We start from the raw sequence: 20,231 nt of genomic DNA, 5'->3' as shown, positions 1-20,231 counted from the left end.
ATGGCGACGCAAAACAAGCTGGCGCAAATCACCAACGAACAGAACTACAACATGGCGGCCAATCAGATCGCTGAAAACGGCGGTAAAAATGCCAAGAGCTTGACCCAAGGCTAAGTATCGGATGTCTTTGTGCTGCTCAATCCGGAGGGGTCAGTGTTCTGGCTCTTCCGGATTTTGCATTTCATGTATTGCCGGCCCTACGGGTCATCGTTTCCCCATGGTTGCGGATCATGTGCTGATTGATGCAGACATGTCGAATGTCTTGATTGTCGTCATGAATCGTTGCAAAAACTGGGGATATATAAAATCAACTAATTTGAGTTAATAGTCCATTCTGGTGAGCCAAGATCGTTTTAATCATTTGATCAGGGAATTATGCGAATGCATAGGAATACCTGACGCAGACCAGATACTGGAAACCCGCATGCTTGAGGTAGAGGGTTTCGACGTCATGACGGATTATTTCGAAAACGATCCGGCAGCGATTTACCTCAATTTTCATTATGGTGTTGTTCTTGCCGGCAGAACACTAAAAGTGTATCGCCTGCTGCTCGAAGCCAATCTCGTTATTTACGCCCAGGATCAAGCACAGATCGGAATGGACGAGGCAACCGGTGGCATCGTTCTCATCGTGCGCGTGCCTTTAACCGACGAAGTAAACGGCCAATGGCTGGTGGACTTGCTGGGGCATTATGCTGAACACGGTAAATATTGGCGTGACAACATATTTAAAACTGAAGACGAGATGTTTGAAAACATCGCGAACGGATCCTATGTTTGGATCCGCGCCTAGCCGGATAAATCGAAAATACGGGTGGTACGCAATTGGAATGGATCGAATGTCAATCTACAATGACGGGTAATGCGGCTTGTCGATTTATAGGCATATCAGGTCGTGCTACTACGCTACTACGCACGAGATGATGCCCTTGAGGCGTGATGTAATGTGTCTGGAGGTGGACTCTCCTGGTTGCGTCCATCACTCCATTTCATGATTACGAGACAGTCAGGTTCGGCTTGCTATTGGTTTTTTCCCGCTTGCCGATGTTACATCACTTTGCTTTTGGGTCCAGTTTAATAAGTCCTTGAGCAAATCCGACGTGACGTCGCCGCGATGAATTTTGTCGAATTGACGCAATTCACCCGATATCTGCTGGTACTTTTCAAACTTCTTCGGCCCCCAGTTCTTTTGCTCATTCGTTTTCAAGTGCACGGCTGTGAACGCCCGGCGCGGTTGCTTCAGCAGGTCTCCGGCCTGGATCGGCTTATCGGAGTGCATATGCAAAAATACCGGTGCTGGCTTTTCCCTTGTGGACAAGGCTTTGGGTTGAATGCGGATCTCATACAGCGTATCTTTATCTGACGACAATTGAACAGGGGCATGGATGCGTTCAATCTCTCCCATTTTTAGCAAGTGGCTGATATATTTTCCTCTGGGAAATTTGTGGCATTTTAGTGCATCCAATTCCTGGGTGCCAATCCGTTGCTCAATCAATTGCAGCGCATTCATACGGTTTTCCAGCGACGAAATGATTGCCTTGTCGGCAGGCGGGGATTTATGCACAGTGTTGCTCGTTGCGCGCAAGCGTTCAATGTCGCCGAACCAGCTTTGCGCTTGCGAACGGACTAGATTGGCCCTGTCCATTGGGTCATCATCCGGCCCACTGATCGCTTCTATACCCCTTGTGTTCTTCCCCATTAATTTGGCTATGGCAACGACATCGCCACCCAGGCGCGTTGCGGTATCGAGGCTTACCGGATACTTCTTCAAGGTCCGTTCTATCATCCCCAGCATGCCATCATGCGGCTTCGATGTCGGGGCCTCCGGTTTTTCCACAAGAGCCTGTTTTGATGCTTCGACTTTGACGGGGAGGGACGTGTGCGTTTCCAGTGCAGCAAGCTTGACCTTGATTTCAGAAACAGATGCCGGTGTCACATCCGGTGTGGCGTGGGAACCCGATTGTTTCAAGGCTTGCTTGCCGCCTGACTTCTTGCCTTTGCCGGATACTGTTTTGTTCGGTTTGGCTGGAGCACCTGTCGAGACGGGTAGTGAAGACGAGCCAGGCGATGATGTCATGGAGCTCTCTGGTGGCGGTTCCGGACGCAATTCTGGCGACGTACCAGTCCCGATATCGACGCTATCCAGATCGTAGGCTGCCCGCATTGCCGCTTGGTAAGCAGAAAGGGAGCGTGCCATTTCCAGCGAAGACTGCCAGAGCGCTGAATTGTCGTCGGTGTCTGGCATGCTTGCGGCATCCTGGCAAAACAACTCTCCCATGGCACTTAGTGTCTCACCGAATTTGACGACACGTGCCTTGTATTCGGTCCGCATCTCTGGACTAAGGTTTTCACCCTTTTCGAATGCCTTCATTGCCTGTTTGGTGCCACTGCGCTGGTCACGTATGGTGTGCAGCAGATCCATCACGCGCCGCATGAGTTGCTGAGATTCTGCTGTACCTGAGCGCATGCAAAGCATAAGCAGGCGGTCGACATTGATGGAAATGCCGTGACCAGCAATGGATTGCAGCGTGATCCCGGCTCTGAAATCGCCGGATTTTACAGTCGGCAATTGTGTTGACATATTCCAGTGTGTACCAGGGTGCTGGCACTCATGAATGAATCCGCGCAACACTTCGCGCCGTTGTATTATTTCCTCGCGAAATCCCTGCAATTCGGCAAGGGCCTGTTCCATGGCTTCCAGTTCCTTGTGCGTGTCGATTGATGTGCCATCAGCAGTTGCTCCTTTCCAGGCCCATTGGCTGATCTGATCCGCTCTGGCATCCATGCCGTATTCGGCCGACTGGACAAGGCGGACCTTCAGGGCACCTTTTATTTCTTCATATTGCCCGCTATCGATTTTTCCTTTCAAACCCAGTAGCCCTTCCAGGCCGGCTTCCGCAGATTTCATGCCAGCTTCGGCAAGCTTCAATCGCTGTGGCATGCTCGTCATTGCTCCACCAACGAGCGTTTGCCAGAAGTCGCCATATTTCAGCGCAGTTTTCACCTTCTTTTCATCGGCCTGGATCGTCAATATATCGATGGGAGAAGGTTGCGCAGGCGGTGTTGGGCGCCTGGACCTTCCAGCGAGGCTTGATCCACCTGGTGTCAAGGACGCAGGCCGTTGCGACAACGCGCTCAGAGTGCCCGATGATGTCCCTGCACGGCTGCGTGTACGCGCATTTGAGGTGTTTGAACTCTCACCGGAACCCGGGCTGCTTTCAATCCGCGCGGGGGCTGGTGGTTCTGACGATGAGGGAATGTGTTGATTTCTGATTCTTCCGCTGGACATGATATTTTTTTCCGGGTGATGATTGAACGAGTTTTGCAAACGGATTCTGGACCATTGGTATTGCAGCTGGAATGGCTATACTAGAACTCATCCCTATTTATGAAATGAATTCTAGACAAGCGATTGCTGCCACCGATGTGTCGGGGCGTCTGTTCCGTTGTTCAAATACGTAGATGAAGGGGGGTAATTGTTTCGCAATGCACATTTGGTGATACTGACAGCTTGCTAACTCGGAATAAGAATATTCAAATTTCCATCGTGCTCGATTGGCGTATTAGGAAAACCGAATTTATCCAGAATCGCACTCCAATTTTTCGTCGTGGTCAGATCAGTGAAATCTTTGCCTGACATGGCATATTTTTCTGACCAGTCAAATAGCGAAATGTACTGCGCGGCCAGATAAAAAAATTGATTGTCCGACAGACTTTGTGCTTCTGATGGAAGAAAGCGGGGATCGAGTTTGGTCAAATCGACGTAGCGGAAATCGATCTTGGACGTATCCATTTGTGGAAGATCGATGTTCCAATCCAAGTTGGCAGTCAACTTGTCTGGCCGCTTTGTGCCGCCGAAAATCTCCCATAATTCAGCGGATATTGCTTGCATCGAAGTCGCTGCGCGATCCGAATCGAGGACGAATTCAATCGGGTTTTCACCGTTGCAGGGCAAGCCCGACAAGTAGGATAGCCAGTTCGAACCTATCCGTCGTTGTACGCTGCTCAGCCATTTTTCCCGTATGAGCCAGGGTGCTACTGCGTTCAGTGTTGCATCGCTTGTAGCCTCGAAACCTTCGAATATGCTGCGAAAATAAGCCTTGGTCAGCCAGTCGAAAAAATAGGGATTTTTCACAGAAAAGTCGGGTGAAATGCTCCGGGCCTTGGCAATGTCGGCTGGCTTCATGGTGGTTGTCAGTGTCGTGACACGGCAGGCCTCACCGATGTCACTCTTGAAGTCGGCATACAGGAGATACCAGAAATCGATGCTGACGGTCGCGACGACCTCGCTCATCATCAGAATAAATGCGAAATCCTGGTTGTATGCCCCGCCCGCGATGACGCCAGGTTGCGCGCAATGCGGGAAATATGGCAACAGGCGAGCAATACACCATACGTGCACATAGTCATGCACCGCGAAAAATATCTCGTTGAGACAACTGTCTACGTCTTCGATCATGGGATACTCGTCCGGGGCCAGGAAGCGCTCCAGATAATTATTCTTTCCATAAAATACTTTTTTTGCAAATGGATTAAATCCCGACGTAGGGATGGGAATGATGTTTTTATTGTGCCATGTCATATCGATTTCGCGGCGTGTCAACCGTACATCGCTTTGCTCGAAAATAAATTGTACAAGCGGGTGATGTTCATAGAGCCGCGACCTCAATTCCAACGTTGTCATTTCCATCTGCTTTAACCTAAAATCAATCAAGACGAGTTTTCAAGTCGCCAATAAGGAACCCCGACAATAGCCGGGTTCTCATTCGGCGTCGCTGTAAAAAACGAATTTGTGTGGCGTGCAACGTCATTGGGAACTCCGGAAAAAACTGTGACATGTGCGGAGTCGAGTCGGCTGGCACGGCATTTCATCACCTAGACGTTGCCGTCGTGCCTTACATCTTCAGCATGCGCGAGTGCATCGATATCGATCGTCACATGGTCACCGCCGGTCGTCGCCGCCTGTTCTGGAGCTTGTTGCGATCCCGGGTGCAAGAGATTGACTGCTTTGTCGAATGCGGCAGAGCCCATCACGTCAACTGTTGTCCACGCTGCGAAAATTGGTGCAGATACGACGGTGTTGACGGTCTGCTTGACTGCCGTAATGGTCTCTGGTGACGCCCCCATTTTCTTTGCCGTAGCGCTGGCGGCAGCCTTGGCAGCCTGCACACCTGCGAAGCCACCACCGAGTGTGCCGACGTTCTTGACCAGATTGGTTGCCGTAAATACGTCACGTGCGCCCTTTAGCGTATCCGTCATGATGTCGCGCGGTAGCGCAGCGGCACGCTTTGCGCCGCCTTTGACCTGCGTACCCCAGGTGGCTTGCTGGAGCTGGTCGAAATGTGTTTCCCAATCTGTTCGGCCCAGCAGATACTCGGGCCCCTTGCGATGTGCGGATTCGTTAAAATGCTCCATCGCGGCATAAGCTGCGGCACCTGCAACTGGTCCACCGGCGGCGGCAATCCAGGAATCGACGTTGGCGGCTTTCGCTGCCCCCAGCGTTTTCATCGCCAAAGGAGCAACCCCCGTGCGCAACACGTTGCGCAGCGAATAAGTCTGGAACGCGAGACCTATTTCCGCGGCCACCTTACGCAAAGAGGGCTTATTGGCTTCAGCAGCTTCTGCCATGACGGGGCTGAGCTGTCCTGGGGAGGTAGCCATCCATTCGATGTCGTGCTTGGTGGCGCGATGCAGTGCGGTTCCACCAATCGTATCGGCAAAACCGGAAATGCTGCCCACTACGGCACCAATTTGAGCTGGTGTTTTTGCAAATGAAGTTAATTTGGGAATGACATCGAACGCACGGGAAGCAATACCGAATGGTACCGAGCGCACGAAACCGGAAGTGAGTTGCGAGACCTGATCGAAGTGCCTGCCTTTGGACAACACCTCCATTATGCTTTCCGGCGTCTCACCCTTTTGGTCAAGCCGGGTGGCCCGGTCTGCGATCAGTGCTTCGAACTGTTCTCCGTTTTCGCTGTTCATGTGCGGTGCAAAGATCCCGCGCAGTGTGTCGGTCAATGCGGCATGATTTGGGATGCCGATGGTGCTGTCGTCGCTGGAGCTGGTTCGTGTCGTGTCCGGGATTTGTCCTTCCGGTGCGCGGCGCGAAGCGGTGATGGAAGAGGGAACGCGTGACGCGGTAATATGGCTGTCGCTGCGCTCCGATCCTGCAGCTAGAAGCGATGTTGTTCCAGGCGACATCGGCGGCGCGAAGTGTGCTGAGTGTCCAATTGCGCCACTGCCAGATGTGGTGGCAGTGATGCGTGTGTTTGACCGCTGCGAGGTGGACGCGGACAAATCGCTTAAACCTGCCAGCGGACCTGTGCCCCACATGTTTTCCTGCGCCGTTTCGCGCGCCAGAGGCGGGGGCGGGGTATGCTCGGCAAGTTGCAGATGAGAAGTATCCCCACTGATCGTGGGTGAAGGTACAGTCAACATGTGAGGCTCCTTTTTTTATTTTCAGAGAGTTCAGATTTTTCGATTTGTTCAGGCAATTGCCGGTGCGCCTTCGATTGCTGGTCAGGGACGGCTATCCAATTCCGAACGTACCGCGCCTTCGGCTTGCCATGTACCGCCAATTACCTTGTAACCCAGGCCGGCCATGATGCCTGAGCCTGCATTGGAGATAAGCGTTGTGGCTGCTGCCGGCAACTTCAGTTGCTCACCGACGACGGATAGCACATTGCTGGCCGCAATGTTGCTGTTGATGGCTGATGTGCGGGCAATGGATTGATCAAATACGCGCATGTAATCCTCGCGTTTTCCTTTTAATACGGGATCAAATTTTTGACTGGTGCCGGCTTCCTTGGCTTCTTCCTGTGTCACATTGGTCCAGTCCGCCGTCTCCAGGAGCGTGTTGAGCGTTGCCTTGATGGCAGACGAGTGGAATACGACATTTTGCGCTTCGTGGTGATTGAGTGAGGAATGCTGTCCGGCAAGGGCAAGCCTGGCTTCACCCAATGCTTCCGGCACAAACGCGTCGAAGGCATAATTGGCCACGATGTTTGCTTTTCCATAGAATGCACCCGAGGCATCCATATGCGCTCCACTAACGCCGCCATTGGTATCTGCTTCTGTGCCTACCATGCGGAATGATGCCTGTATGGAATCGCGCATTGCTGCGTAAACCAATACTTTGGTATCAGACGCTACCAGCTTCGCGGCAAGTTCTGGTTTCCCGATGTGAGGGCCGGAGGCACCCAGTGCAATGTTGGTTATTATGCTGGCAGTGGCCAGTGTGGTAACAGCATCAGAATAGCGGCGTTGTTGCTCCATTTTCGCTTCCTTGTCTCCAGGAGAGAGCGCAGCCCATTGTTCTTCGCTGAGATTGTGAAACCCGCGCGCGGCGGTTTCGGGGCTGCGCTGTTCGCGATACTGACGCAAGCGATGCAGACCGATCGACACGGAGCCAGAGACAACCTGCAAGCCCATGACATGCTCATGGGGCAGTTGGCGCAGCGCAGCGAACAGGGCCTCGTTCATCACTTCCCTAAGGAAAGTCGGTACGCCGACCGCGATCGTCTGATGGATCAGATGGCCCGCCGTAGCGCCGATAAATTGTTTTTCGAGACCCATGACCTGAAGACCAGAGGCAGCGCTTGTGGCTGCCTGGCCGATTTGCCCGCCTACGAACTGGGCTGCTTGCTTGCCTTTTGCTGCGCCGATAGCGCCAATTTCCTTGCCCTTCTCCAAACCTGCAGCGCCAATTTCCTTACCTTTTCCCCAACCCGCAGCAGTTTTTTCCCCTGCATACTTGGTTGCGACAACGACTCCGTCTTTCAACTTGCCAGCGCCTTCTTTCAGCTTGCCGACACCGCTTTTCAGCGATGCTGCTGCCATTGCCTTCCAACTCGATGCAGGCGGTGGTGGAGAAAAATCCATTTCAATCGCGATATCGTGAAACGGCGAATTTGGGGTGAAGACTGGTGCCCCGATCATCTGGCGATAGGAGGTGGATCCGTGGGCGCTGACCGAACCCCTGTCACTTTCCAGGTCTGACGCTGAAGGTGTCGCCGTTTTAATTTCATGATTGGAGCGGGATGTATTTGGATCGGGGTCTTCCGCGTGCTTAGTGCCTGATGAGGAGGTTCCCTTGATATTAATCGTTTTGCCCGTCTTGGATTGGCCCGTAACCAAGAAGTCTGGCCTCGGCCCTAGCTGTTCAAGGACGGCGCTCGTCGTCGTCAGGCTCGACTGCGCCCGGGTCGACGACAGTTTGCTCCCTGAAGTATCTTCAGGGGGCAAGGTTGTGTGTGGCATCGAATGCGCCCGAGATACTCCTCCTATTTCTCCCGCCATGATGAATTTCTCCCTTTAAATATTAAAAATTGTGATGATCGATTGTCGTTATGATTGTTGTGCCGGATTAATGGCGTTTTGCCTGAATTTCGATCGCAAACTCGGCCAGTTCCTGCAACCAGCGCGCAAGTGCAACTGGCTGCCGTTCACCGAGTGGCCAGCGGCGCATGAGGCTTGGACCACCATAGCCGTCTGTGGCGACGACACCTGATGACAGTAGCAACTGGACGTTGGCCTGTAGCAGCGCTTTGCGTGCGGCCGGAGTCGCCCAGGCCGGGTCGAGCAGGGCGCTTACAATCAGTGCGGATTCGTCCGGTGCGCAAGCGAGTAATAAACGCTGTTCGCCAATCAAGATGCGGCCTGTGCGTGCTACTTCTTTCGCCACTTCCTTCGTTGTGCCGAGCAGCAGCATCACTTCGGCAATCAAAACCAGCACTTCCCGGGTTGCCTCGAATTCTTGCACTGCGGCTGGTGACGTCTTGGCTTGTGCTGTCTTCTTTAATTGATTTGTATTGCCAAATTTCATTGCAGGCTCCCTTTGGTATCAGTGTTATTCGTGGTACCTGTGCGTACCGCCATGCACAGATCATGCATGCTTTCCAATGCAGCGCGGAGCAGCTCTGGTTGATGCATGGCTGACGGAACATTCATCAGCAGGCAGGCGGTGTCGCCTTCATCCACGGCGAAGCCCCAATCCGCGACGATCATTGCTGCAGAGTTGGCGCGCAACATCGCGTTATGCCATATAATCGGTTCGACACCTTCCGGCTTGCTCATAGTGGCCGAGGTCACGATGTGCAGTGAAGTGTCAGGTAGATCCTTGATGTGAACCTCGAACTCGATGCCGTCACTGTAAAGCCGGCCGGATTGAGCAAATAGTTGCTTGCTTTCGACGTTCAGCCCCATGACGTCAGCAGTCGCTTGCAGCAATGCGGTCGGGCCTGGATGAGAAACCGAAGAGGGTGTATCTCCGGGCTGTGAAACTTGGAACATACGGTTCTCCTTGATGGTGATCAGATGACTTCTATTACATTCCTAAACGAAAGTGCAGTGCGACGCGTCTGCGAAAGATTGCTCCGCTATGCGAAGATCGTGAATCGTGCAGGCTCTTGGCATGAAATCTCATCAGCTTGTCCACGATGCTATTTGGGTGTGAAAAAAATGATCCAGGGACAATCGGGATGTTGTGCGCGACATCTGTGTTTCCCAATCGAATAGGAGCTGCCAGAAGCTGCATTAGGAGGGATGTTTTTGGGGATGGGCAATGTGTGACAGACCTGTCGCAGCCTGTTCAAAACGAGGTGAGGTTTTTTGTTGGCGTCACACTGGTATATCGGTAATATCCGCAGCGTGGCAGGAAATTTCAAGACTGCATTCCCCAAATTGTCAAGTTTTCCTGATGGTCAAGACGGCCTCATTACCAGAAGCACCAAGGATTGTCAGCACAATTATGGAGCAAGAAAACGCCAAATCGTACTGGACAATTGCAAAGCAATCCCTGGATTAACCCTCATCGCAGCCGTCGATTTGAACGCAATCGGCAAGTCTTCCAAATCACTGCAAGAATGGGCGTAAGGCCGTCTTTTAACGGCAATACACACTCAAAAAGCAACTCCGCCAGAAGTAGTGCCGATCGCATGGCTCCACATATTTAGATGTCTCTATCTTCGGCGCGTCCCTTGCGCACGCTGTTAATCAATTTTTCGTCGATTACTGGTTTTTCCGAGAGGAATTGATTGACGCGCTTTTTCACATTGGCTTTGTTCTGCTCTACGTCAATGACGGTACCTGGTTTCAGATCAAGTTCGTAACCCGAATGTCCGCGGTCGATTTCCTGATCGCGGGTGTTGGCCCAAACTTCTTCGTCGGGCTGATCGGTTAGCAGAGTCTCGGCGTCATTGCGGAATGCGCCGGCGGTTCCGCGACGGCGGTTGATTTCGTCGTGCGGCACTTCCCCCATGCCACCGTGCACGTTCCAGGTGAAATACTTCTTCGAACCGTCCTTTTGCGGCACCGAGAAATCTTCGTAGCGGTAAGAACCTGAGAACGGTACCTTTGCAAAGGCGCTGGCCGGGTCGCGCAGTTGCTGGCGAATCATTCCCATTGCCTCGCCCTCGGGTGTGCCTGATTCAGTTTGCACGACTTCCAGGACTGCGGGCTTCATGCCCTTCCAGCTTTGCAGCCAGCCCATGCCGACTTCAGCCAGATCAGCCGCCGTCATTTTTCCGGGATTGGTCTCTCCGCTTGACGGGGGAAAGAACTTGATCAATTGAGGATCTTTCAGAAAACCTTGGCTGAGGATGGGCACGACATTGATCGACTTGAGCGATTCGCGCAACTGCTTGCGCCGATAGTAGTCACCCTGACTCGCAGTGTCGATTCCAAAATGCTTCATCAATGCACCTTGCATTTGATCGTATCCACCGAAATACGTCCGCCCATAGAGTTTCACAGCTGTCATGGGGCGGAATTCCGGGTGCTCCATAAGAAGAGCGACAATCACTTCCGGTGTTGATTCCTTGCAGTCGAGGTTGACCGTCATACCAGGGTTGTTCTTCAGTACGTGCGTAAGCGCCTGTTCGACGCTTGGGACTTTTTGATCCGTGATCGAGTAACTGCCGTCTTTCGGGTTGCGGATGATCAAGTTGCGTTTCAATATATCGTCGGACTTGATGTGGCTCACGAGTTTATTGTCCTCGTCAGCAGTCATGCGCCCTGCAGTGAAATCGTGCATCAGAACCGGTTTGCCGTCGGCGGCCACCTGCACATCGATCTCTATACCAAAGTAGCCTTTCTTGTACGCGTTGTCGATGGCGGCGATGGAATTTTCCGGGATACCTTCACGATTGTCGACGAGCCCGCGGTGAACCAGAATCTCCTTCGGTACTTTATCCTGCGCATTGACTTCGTTAAAATCGCGGGCATGGGTGAACGTTGTGCGGCTATCGGCAATTTCTGAATCCAGACCATCAAGACCATGATGCAAATTGGCTTTGTATAGTAGGGATCCATGCAAGACCTTCTGCGGCCGGCTCAATCTTGTGGGCCGGGACTCCCCCTTGGCGCCAGCAAAATATTTGGGCTCTCCGTGCGTGTCCGCGACTTTCAGGCGCCTGCCAAGTGTTGATTTTTTTGCTGATGTGTTCTTGCCTTCCACAGGCATCCACTCACTGTCGGCAAGCTTCACCTTCCCGTCACGCAGCATGCTGGCTATCCCACTTTTTGCCCCGCTACTCAGCGCGTCACCTTCCGAGAATGCGCGATCAATATCTACCACCAATATGCCTTGACGGGCATCGATGAAGACTGGATGATTTTTGGGATTCCCCACCACGCTTTCCGGATTCTTTGTCAAGGCGTCCTTGGCAAGTGCGTCGTAGCTTGCCTTGCTAACATAGGCGTGATCCAATTTGCCAGCTGCCAACTTTGCCATTGGATGATCTTTAGCAAGCGCCTGAATCGCAGGGGTCTTAGTGAGCTTGTCCTGAACGCTGTCCAGGACGATGCGTCGCGCAATCAATTCCTCTTCTGCGTGCGCGCCGTAATGATCGATCTCCACCAATGTTTTTCCACCCGCTCTGCCAAAGAACCCATTACTCTTGGCCTGCAATTGCGGAGAATCATGTTTGGCCAGTATTGACGTTGCCAGATCGCCAGGAGGCATGGAGGGCAGTCGGCTGCGTGCGGCGAGATTGGTCAGCGGACCTTGAGTGAAGTAATTCTGATTTTCCGTTGGCTTCGGGGGTGACCTGGTTGGAGTCGGCACGCCAACGCCGCCAGCATCGAGGATCACAGGGGGAGGGGAAGAGATTACTTTTAAGTTAGTCATTGTAGTTCGATCCAAAAAATTTGAGAGCCGAGCTGGCGATTTCAGGAATATCGGAACTATCTTAGATATGGGGAGAAATGAAACACCGCAAGTTCCCGAAATTACTCGGCAGGAACCGAAAATTTGGCATTACGCGCTGAATAGCAGCACCTTTGATCATACCGCTTGATATAACTTCTCCCACAAAGAGAGTAACTACGTTTCGATTCAGGTCAACTATAGGGGGAACCGCTGCATCCCGAATCGCCTTGCTCGCGCTCATCCCTATTGATGAAATGAGTTCTAGTCATACATTGACCAAACCCAGCAATCAGATCATGAAAAAGCGTTCATCCAGTCTCTGGAGATTGTTCTGATTCCTTGGAATCTGTTTACGATCTGTAGCCAACGTGCGTCAGCGGGCTCAGACCAACATTCAGGGTAACTAAGCGCAGCGCAAAAAGCGCAATGTACTCATGCTACATGAGTATGTTGAGCAGCACATGAATCCTGATCGCAACAATGCAGCAATCATCAGCATCAGACAATTCAACGTACAAAACCGCCAACAATGCAATGACAGCATCAATGGCAAAGACGTTTGCTGTCGAAGGCATGACGATCAATGCTGCATCGTCCAGAACGATATACAGCATTACACTCGATGTGCTTCCGTGAAGTCACTGCGGCGTGGAACCTGGCAAACAAGGCAGCGCCATGAGAGGAGGAGCGTGCTGTTCTGATAAATTTCGGCCAAGTCACTGTCATCCGGGGCGGATGCCAGGACTTCTCCTGAAATGGCATGGTAATGATCAAGGCAATTACTTTGCATCCTCCTCAATAATGGCCAGCTCCCACGGAGCCAGAGCCAATTTGTCTTGAGTAATGAGATGGCGCGCGGTCAGCAGGTCGGTCCCGGCCCGGTAGGGATAGGTGAAGTTGACTTCAGCGTTGGAATAGTTGAAGTAGTAGTGGACAAGATGGCCTGAGCGGTTTGTACCACTGCGCACATGCACCTTGCTTGGCAATTGCTGGTCTTCACCAATCATGCCCAATTCCTGCAGGAACGAGCGCAACACCCCGGCCTGCAACTGGTCCGACAGATAGGTGCCCTCGTAGATTACCTTGCCAGCACCATACTGGTTGGACGTGATAGCTGGCCAGCGGCCGAAGAATGAGTGATCATAATGAGCAAGTGCCTTGGCCGTGTCCAGTTGTAGAAACTCGGCCCAGTACTGCACCTTGTTGTCTGTGCCGGTGTGATATGGATCGCCCTTCAGCGCCAGCGGCTGGGGTAGGTTGGAGAATTCCTGGTAGTGAAAACCGAGTGCTTCGCGCAATGGCCCCGGTGCCATGGTCCAGCGTACGGCAGTGTTTTCGTTGGTGAAGCCACTCTTGAAAGTCATCAGGACGTGGCCGCCCTTGCGGATGTAGTCGGCAATACGCTGCAGCAGCGCATCGTCCGCCACATACAGGGACGGCACGACCAGTAATTTGTAGTTCGAGAAGTCCTGGGTTTCCGGAAACACGAAATCGGTGCCGACATTCAGATCGTACAGCGTGCGATGAAGTTGCCGTACCAGTGAACCGTAATCAGCCTTGCTACCGCCGCCGCCCCACTGCGCGTCCTTGGCGAACGGCATGTCGTTGAGTGCGTTCAGCGAGTCGCGGCTCCACAGAATGGCAACGTCGTTGCGCAATTGAAGGTTGACCAGGCGGGGGCCTATTTGCTGCAACTCGTGCCCGGTGCGACTCATTTCGGCATAGGCGCGGTTCGGTTGCAGGTCATGTGACAGCACGCCCTTCCAGTAGGTTTCCTGGTTTGCATGAATTGAAGCCCAATGCCAGTATTCGATCATGTTGGCACCGTTCGACAGATGAGTGTAGACATCCTCACGGAACTGGCCGTCGTAGGGTGGATACTGGAACGATGAACTCCAGTCTGTCGTCTGTGCATTGGTTTCCAGCACCAGGAAATTGCTGCGCTTAAGCGAGCGTGTGAAATCTGCCTGCAGTGTCTGTTGGGCACCATCGTACTGTTCCTGTGGTGACCAGTGGTAGATGTTAACACCTGCGACGTCAAGTGCACTAGCCACGGCTTCCTCGTTGACATCGCTGTGCATGGAACCAGCAAAGTCGTGGGTGATGAACTGGTGTGGCGACGCGCAGGCGCGTACCAGTTCCGCTTGCCAATGAAGGAAGTTGCTGACACGTAGCTGACTCCAGCGCGTCCACTCCAGCTTGTAGCCTGTGCTCTGGGCACCGTCGGGCGTGGGCAGGTCTTCCCAAGTATGCAGATTCTGACCCCAGTAGTTCAGAAACCAGGCCTTGCTGAGATTTTCAGGCGTGCCGAACTTCCTTTCAAGATAGTGCTGGAAGGCGGTAAACACTTCGTCGTTACTGGCGCCGTAGCTGGAGGTTTCGTTGTCGACCTGCCAGCCGATTACCGCCGGGTGGTCCTTGTAGTGTGCAACCATGCGACGGATTAGCCGTTCGGCATAATAGCGGTAGGCTGGTGCGTCTGTGTTCATGTTCTGCCGCATACCGTAGGTGTTGCGCGTGCCGTTAGCCTTGCGTGCCAGGATTTCTGGATGCTGGTGCGCCATCCAGGCAGGCAGGGAGTAGGTCGGGGTACCCATGATAACCTTGATTCCGGCCTTACCCATGGCGTCCACCACGCGGTCCATCCACGCGTACTCGAAGCGGCCATCCTCCGGCTCCCACAAACTCCAGGTCGATTCCCCAAGACGTACCACGTTGAACCCAGCAGCTTTGATCATGGCCACGTCCTGTTCCAGACGGTCGCCAGGCATGTATTCGTTGTAGTAGGCCGTGCCATACAGGACGGTCGGGAATTCGGGCGGCGCAGCCAGTGCTGCGGTAGCTATCGCCCACGACGATACATATAAAAAAACGGTCCGCATAAACATCGAAAATCTCCTGGTGAATACCGGTTCGGCAGCGCGGCTAATTGCCCGATGCAGTATCAAGCCTTGCGCGCGTTTCCATGCCATGGCCACCGTGCTCAGGCAGATACATTTTGGTTGGTACATGCGCGCGCACGCCGCTTTCCCCGGCAAGAGCAGGGTGAGTATCCGTATTCGCATTGTTGTCCCCAGTAGTTTTATTTATCGCCATACGCGTTGACTCATTCGCATCTTTGCAGAATTACCATCGCAATGGCAATTACGAAAATCGCCAAGTTCCTCAATAATTTGCCTCAAGCACCCCACTTGCCATTCTCTACGCAAATCGATAGTGATAGCATCCGCACACTACAAAATAAAATAAGGAGTCGACTTGAATGAATAACATAAAAAACACCTGCCTGACAGTGCTCGGCACAGCCTGGTTTTCCATTGTGCCAGCGCACGCGGCCGTGCCACTCAAGTCGGTTCCGCGCCAAATCGTTGTCGATGTGGCCTTGGCGGTTAAGCCACTTGACCGCTTCTTCGACTTGTCCGTCGGTTCCGACTATCCAGGAACACTGATGCGCGACGATAGCATGGCGCAATTGAAGACGACTACCGATGAACTTGGCTTTCGCTACCTGCGTTTTCACGCGATTTTCCATGATGTGCTCGGTACCGTGCGGGTTGAGAACGGTAAGACGGTCTACGACTGGACTAAACTCGACAAATTGTACGATGACATGCTTGCGCGCCATATCAAACCCTTCGTCGAACTGGGCTTCACGCCCAAGGCGCTGGCCACCTCGAAGAGCAAAATATTTTACTGGGAAGGCAACACCTCGCATCCCGATCCTATGGCGTGGAAGGATTTGATCGCCGCCTTCATCGGTCACATCGAACAACGCTACGGCCAGGCAGAAGTGCGCAGCTGGTTCTTCGAAGTCTGGAACGAGCCGAACCTGGACGGCTTCTGGGAAGGTGCCGACCAGAAGGCGTATTTCGAACTGTATGACATCACGGCCAACACGATCAAGGGGATCGATCCGGCGCTGCCGGTGGGTGGACCGTCAACTGCAGGTGCGGCCTGGGTGCCGGAATTTCTCGAGCATGTGGCCAAGAGCGGTGCCGCAGTCGACTTCGTCAGTACACACACGTATGGCGTCGATGGCGGTTTTCTTGACGAAAAAGGTGAGGGCGACACCAAGTTGTCACCATCACCAGACGCGATCATTGGCGATGTGCGCCGGGTGCGCGCACAGATCGCTGCCTCTGCCTTTCCCACGCTGCCTCTGTATTTCACTGAATGGAGTACAAGCTACACACCACGGGACTTGGTACACGATTCCTACGTCAGCGCACCTTATATCCTGAGCAAGCTGAAAGGAACGCAGGGTATGGTGCAGGGCATGAGCTACTGGACCTACACCGACTTGTTCGAAGAGCCAGGTCCGCCAGGTAAACCTTTCGAGGGTGGTTTCGGCTTGCTGAATCCGCAGGGGATACGCAAGAGTGCTTACTTCGCCTACAAGTACCTGCATGGCTTACAGGGCAAAGAGGTTCCACTGAAAGACGGGCAGTCGATGGCGGCGACGGATGGAACATCCCTTGGTGCCTTGGTCTGGGATTTTAAACAGCCGCAGCAGGCCGTCAGTAATCGGCCCTTCTACAGTCGCGTGCTACCATCGACGCCATCAACGCCGGTGACCTTGCAGTTCCGCCATGTGAAGCCGGGCACTTATCGCCTGCAAGTGCGCCGCACCGGCTTCCATGCCAACGACGCCTACTCAGCCTATCAGGAAATGGGTGCGCCCAAAACCTTGACACCCGCGCAGCTTGAGCAACTCCAGTCTGTGACGCGGGATGTGCCGCAGACTGATCGCATGGTCAGCATCGGCAAACGCGGTACGATTGATTTCACCGTTCCCATGAACAGCAACGATGTGGTGCTGGTGACTTTGCAGCCGGCGGACCAACGCTGACACAAGACGGGGCTGGCCGCCACAAGCTGTGACGGCCAGCTTTGCACTTACTGTTCATTTTTTGGGTGACAGTTTGCGCAATTTCGCAATTGTCTCTCTTTCTCGAACGATCTAACGGTAAGTTCAAATTCGCCACCTTCGACTGGATTATGGATCAAATGCAAGCGGCTGGCATTAAGGTCGTGCTTGATATCGCTGATTTGCCCGCGCCGCTTAGGTTACACAACGAATTACTGGTGCGTCGCTGCAGTGTAATCCACCACGTACTCTCCCGCGTGTTCCAAGGGCAGTTCGAACAAATCGCCTCCCAGGCTGCGCAATGTACCGGAACCACTGTGCGGCTTACTTCTGCTATTGAAACGGAGCGCACCCTTACCACCCACACTGATGATCTTGATTCGTTTTTCACTGACGGAGACTGCGATATCGCCGTGCGGTGTCGGCACCTTGCCCTCAATCCATTTCAAGCCACCCAAATGCGGTGCGACAAGATACTCTGCATAGCCCGGCTGGGTCGGTGTAACCCCTAAGTAGTATTTTCCAAGTAAATAAAGCGGGCTGGCACCCCATGCATGGCACAAGCTCTTGCCAAAAGCTTTTCCATACATCGCATAGCGTTCGACACCGGTCTGTTTGGGATCGTATTCCTCCCAGAAGCAGGTCGCTCCATCGCGCAGCATACCACCCCAGTAATCCTTTATTTGACGAATGACATAGTCGTGCTGGCCGCTTTGGGCCAATGCTGCCAACTCATAAAAACGCATATACGGTGTGGTGATCGCCGGTACATTGTCGTTCAGCAGCACATTACGCCTCACCGCCATCGCCTGGTCATCATCCAGATAGCCCAGCGTCAGCGCGAGCATATTGGGATGGCGCGTCACCAAACGGTTCAACTCGCCATTCTGACGGCTGTGGATGAAAGCCTGCTTTTCTGCATCCCAGAACGTGGCCATGATTTTGGCTTTGAGTTCATGGGCCAACTGACGATACTGGGCAGCATGCTCCCGGTCCTGGGCGATGTCGGCGCAATCTGCCATGCTCTCCAGGCTGCGTGCGAATAACAACTGGATGACGCTCAGCTCGCCATCCTTGGGCATCTTGGCCCAGTCAACGAATACCCAGTCACCCGACCTGCCTTCCAGCATGCCGTTAGCGTTGCGCCGCTTGAGTACGAAGTCCATCAAAGTGACCATACGCGAATACACGCTTTTCAAGAACGCGGCATCACCCGTATACTGATAATAGTCGCGAATGCCAATGACCCAATAAAGTGAGTAGTCGAGAATTGTATTGATGTGCATGTCGACTGGATCTGCCCCACGCAGCGCCCAAGTTGTTCGCTTGACGGCTTCGTTGTCGAAGAACGTGTAGTAATTCATCAAATAGGTCTGCACAGCATCGCCAGCCCAGACCCAATGGTCGCGTTTGATACCATCAAGGAAGAATTCGCGCGTGTTCAATTCCAGCGAACGCAGAGATACATCCCAGATGCGGTTCAATTCCTCGTCCGAACTTCTGAAACTGCCGTGGCGGGTCAGTGGCAGGTATTCGTATAGTAGCGACGCACCCTCCAGGCTCAGCCCATCGCCGAACTGGATGTTCACGTAGCGCAACGCGCGCGACTCGGGTGCCACGAATTCACCATCGTGTCCATTGATGCTGAACCGGTCCAGCGTCTCTCCGGTCTCGGTTGCTATGGCCTCTTCCAGCGTCTCGCCATAGTGAAAGGTAAGTTTGCCGCTGCCTTTAAGCTGCTTCAGCTTGACGAAACCTATCGTCTCCTGACCAAAATCTACCAGCAGCGACTGTGCTCCCGGCTTTAGGTTGACTGGCATTATTTCCCGTGTTGACAGCTTGAATTGCGATGGACGCTGGTTCTCACTGTCGAAATTCCAACGCGCGGCATAAGCAGCGCCGAGCTCAGGTGACCTGGCGTTCGGTCGAGGCCCCACGATCCAACTGTCGTCGGACTGGATGCTTGGGCCTTGCACAAAAATAGCAGGTGGCGTCGCGGCATTGAACACCTGGAAGTTGAGCGTATGCTTGCCCGCTGGGACATGAATGTGATGCTGGTCACCCTGTACGAAACGACCGTCGATGGTCACAGCGTGCTTGCCTTCGACATGCACCGTGATGTCTTCAGCTATGGGTAAGTTCACCTCGCAGGTGAAGTTGATCTGGGGCTGATGGCCATACAGGCGCCAGAACGGCATGAAATAGGCATCGCGTTCTATACGTTTAACTTGCATCTGATTACTCAACCAGATCTCGAAGTCGCCGGGATACCAGATCCATGTCGCATGTGCCTGAGCATTGGCAACCGTGCTGGAGAGCAGGAGCAGCATCCCAATAAAAAAGGATTTTCGGTACAATGTCATTGTCGAATAGCAGAGATTGAGGATGTTATTGTATTTGGCAAAGACGATGTTGTGAGACAGCACTGAACTGTGGTCACATACTTTAATATTATCCCATGACGCCACAATTGTGAAAATCACCAACGAAGCAAATGATATTTAGCAAGACTCATTTGGATCAAATTGACTGAGTGCCGAGTCGCGCTGACGTAGTCAAAGTCTTGTGTGTGTATATTTTCTCTGAACGGATCATGGGTTGTCACCTTAGCCGGCCTGTTTGCCTATGTCATTAAAGATGGTGAAGTTTGGCGACTGTTTGGCTCGACTGGTGCACATTCCTTTTCGGCCACGCGGAAGAATCCGTGCTGATAACGGGGATGCGGTCAGGCAAATTTGTATTGACGGGCATGGCATCGCTTTTCATTCAGCAGTGACGATGGCTGAATCAATACAGTCGGGCGACCTGGTGCAAATACTGCCACAGTGGCCTAGGTGGAAAACTGGTGTCTATTGCGTTTGCCCGGCAGGGCCAATCGGACTGGCAGCACGAACATTGATCGATTTCTTGATCAGCCGTTGGCAAGACAGTGCCGAACCTGTATTGGTAAGCCCGTTGTCGCTGATATGCTTTTTTGTTCTTTTGGGCCATACCAGGCTATGACTCAATGCGAGAATTTGTTGAGCAAGATCTGGCTGCCCGGGCTTAATTCCCTATCTCCATGTTCGCCCCTATAAGCGTTGTAGGAAGGTTCGGATAAACCAACTCGGCAATGATGGTGCAGGAGCGATGGAGGCTACGCCCGACGCTTATCCTGAGTTACGCCTCATTTGGGTAATAGTCATAATCGAGATTATGTCGTGTCTTGTTATC

The 20,231-nt window shown here is 53.0% G+C and carries 13 protein-coding genes; 3 read left to right on the top strand and 10 right to left on the bottom strand.

Annotated elements, in window-relative coordinates; translation table 11 throughout:
* Positions 1-337 precede the first annotated feature (337 nt).
* On the top strand, positions 338-793 hold the full coding sequence (locus tag AC1RVX_RS18155; protein ID WP_493218006.1) for a CesT family type III secretion system chaperone: 456 nt from the start codon (positions 338-340) through the stop codon (positions 791-793).
* 213 nt (positions 794-1,006) lie between these two features.
* Here the strand turns inward: AC1RVX_RS18155 and AC1RVX_RS18150 are convergent, their stop codons facing one another.
* The 9 genes from AC1RVX_RS18150 to AC1RVX_RS18110 all read right to left on the bottom strand — a co-directional run bounded on the left by AC1RVX_RS18150 (position 1,007) and on the right by AC1RVX_RS18110 (position 15,123).
* Positions 1,007-3,289 (bottom strand): T3SS effector XopP-like protein, encoded by a 2,283-nt coding sequence (locus AC1RVX_RS18150; RefSeq protein WP_493218005.1) that lies wholly within the window; start codon positions 3,287-3,289, stop codon positions 1,007-1,009.
* A gap of 225 nt (positions 3,290-3,514) precedes the next feature.
* Entirely contained in the window at positions 3,515-4,684 is a 1,170-nt protein-coding gene (locus AC1RVX_RS18145) for a hypothetical protein (RefSeq protein ID WP_493218004.1), read from the bottom strand.
* 191 nt (positions 4,685-4,875) lie between these two features.
* Positions 4,876-6,336: a hypothetical protein gene (locus AC1RVX_RS18140; protein ID WP_493218003.1), complete on the bottom strand. Its 1,461-nt coding sequence runs from the start codon at positions 6,334-6,336 to the stop codon at positions 4,876-4,878.
* A gap of 186 nt (positions 6,337-6,522) precedes the next feature.
* Entirely contained in the window at positions 6,523-8,139 is a 1,617-nt protein-coding gene (locus tag AC1RVX_RS18135) for a hypothetical protein (protein ID WP_493218002.1), read from the bottom strand.
* Positions 8,140-8,368: 229 nt separating this feature from the next.
* Positions 8,369-8,827, bottom strand: a complete 459-nt coding sequence (locus AC1RVX_RS18130) for a hypothetical protein (RefSeq protein WP_493218001.1) — start codon at positions 8,825-8,827, stop codon at positions 8,369-8,371.
* Positions 8,824-9,294, bottom strand: coding sequence for a hypothetical protein (locus AC1RVX_RS18125; RefSeq protein WP_493218000.1), 471 nt, complete (start codon positions 9,292-9,294; stop codon positions 8,824-8,826). Before AC1RVX_RS18125 ends, AC1RVX_RS18130 begins: the two co-directional genes overlap by 4 nt.
* Before the next feature lie 658 nt (positions 9,295-9,952).
* Positions 9,953-12,130, bottom strand: coding sequence for a glycerophosphodiester phosphodiesterase family protein (locus tag AC1RVX_RS18120; RefSeq protein WP_493217999.1), 2,178 nt, complete (start codon positions 12,128-12,130; stop codon positions 9,953-9,955).
* 458 nt (positions 12,131-12,588) lie between these two features.
* The gene (locus AC1RVX_RS18115; RefSeq protein WP_493217998.1) at positions 12,589-12,765 is read right to left on the bottom strand and encodes a hypothetical protein; all 177 of its coding nucleotides are present in this window, start codon (positions 12,763-12,765) and stop codon (positions 12,589-12,591) included.
* 165 nt (positions 12,766-12,930) lie between these two features.
* Positions 12,931-15,123 carry a beta-galactosidase gene (locus tag AC1RVX_RS18110; protein ID WP_493217997.1) on the bottom strand — a complete coding sequence of 731 codons (2,193 nt, stop codon included), beginning with the start codon at positions 15,121-15,123 and terminating at the stop codon, positions 12,931-12,933.
* A 290-nt stretch (positions 15,124-15,413) separates the two neighbouring features.
* On the opposite strand from AC1RVX_RS18110, the gene AC1RVX_RS18105 reads away from it, so the two are divergent.
* On the top strand, positions 15,414-17,000 hold the full coding sequence (locus AC1RVX_RS18105) for a GH39 family glycosyl hydrolase (protein WP_493217996.1): 1,587 nt from the start codon (positions 15,414-15,416) through the stop codon (positions 16,998-17,000).
* 230 nt (positions 17,001-17,230) lie between these two features.
* Here the strand turns inward: AC1RVX_RS18105 and AC1RVX_RS18100 are convergent, their stop codons facing one another.
* Entirely contained in the window at positions 17,231-19,444 is a 2,214-nt protein-coding gene (locus AC1RVX_RS18100) for a family 78 glycoside hydrolase catalytic domain (RefSeq protein WP_493217995.1), read from the bottom strand.
* Between the two features lie 199 nt (positions 19,445-19,643).
* Here AC1RVX_RS18100 and AC1RVX_RS18095 point away from each other — a divergent pair, with 199 nt between their 5' ends.
* Positions 19,644-20,021, top strand: a complete 378-nt coding sequence (locus AC1RVX_RS18095; RefSeq protein ID WP_493218218.1) for a LysR substrate-binding domain-containing protein — start codon at positions 19,644-19,646, stop codon at positions 20,019-20,021.
* Positions 20,022-20,231 lie beyond the last annotated feature (210 nt).

This window comes from Undibacterium sp. GW821-FHT11B02 (genome assembly GCF_058808955.1).
This window is presented reverse-complemented; position numbering and strand designations above follow the sequence as displayed.

What these genes read in the sequence shown, in the direction of transcription:
- AC1RVX_RS18150 (WP_493218005.1), bottom strand. Translation starts at nt 3,289, where the DNA reads ATGTCCAGCGGAAGAATCAGAAATCAACACATTCCCTCATCGTCAGAA.
- AC1RVX_RS18145 (WP_493218004.1), bottom strand. Translation starts at nt 4,684, where the DNA reads ATGACAACGTTGGAATTGAGGTCGCGGCTCTATGAACATCACCCGCTT.
- AC1RVX_RS18140 (WP_493218003.1), bottom strand. Translation starts at nt 6,336, where the DNA reads ATGTGGGGCACAGGTCCGCTGGCAGGTTTAAGCGATTTGTCCGCGTCC.
- AC1RVX_RS18130 (WP_493218001.1), bottom strand. Translation starts at nt 8,827, where the DNA reads ATGAAATTTGGCAATACAAATCAATTAAAGAAGACAGCACAAGCCAAG.
- AC1RVX_RS18125 (WP_493218000.1), bottom strand. Translation starts at nt 9,294, where the DNA reads ATGTTCCAAGTTTCACAGCCCGGAGATACACCCTCTTCGGTTTCTCAT.
- AC1RVX_RS18120 (WP_493217999.1), bottom strand. Translation starts at nt 12,130, where the DNA reads ATGACTAACTTAAAAGTAATCTCTTCCCCTCCCCCTGTGATCCTCGAT.
- AC1RVX_RS18115 (WP_493217998.1), bottom strand. Translation starts at nt 12,765, where the DNA reads ATGCTGTATATCGTTCTGGACGATGCAGCATTGATCGTCATGCCTTCG.
- AC1RVX_RS18110 (WP_493217997.1), bottom strand. Translation starts at nt 15,123, where the DNA reads ATGGCATGGAAACGCGCGCAAGGCTTGATACTGCATCGGGCAATTAGC.
- AC1RVX_RS18105 (WP_493217996.1), top strand. Translation starts at nt 15,414, where the DNA reads ATGAATAACATAAAAAACACCTGCCTGACAGTGCTCGGCACAGCCTGG.
- AC1RVX_RS18095 (WP_493218218.1), top strand. Translation starts at nt 19,644, where the DNA reads ATGTCATTAAAGATGGTGAAGTTTGGCGACTGTTTGGCTCGACTGGTG.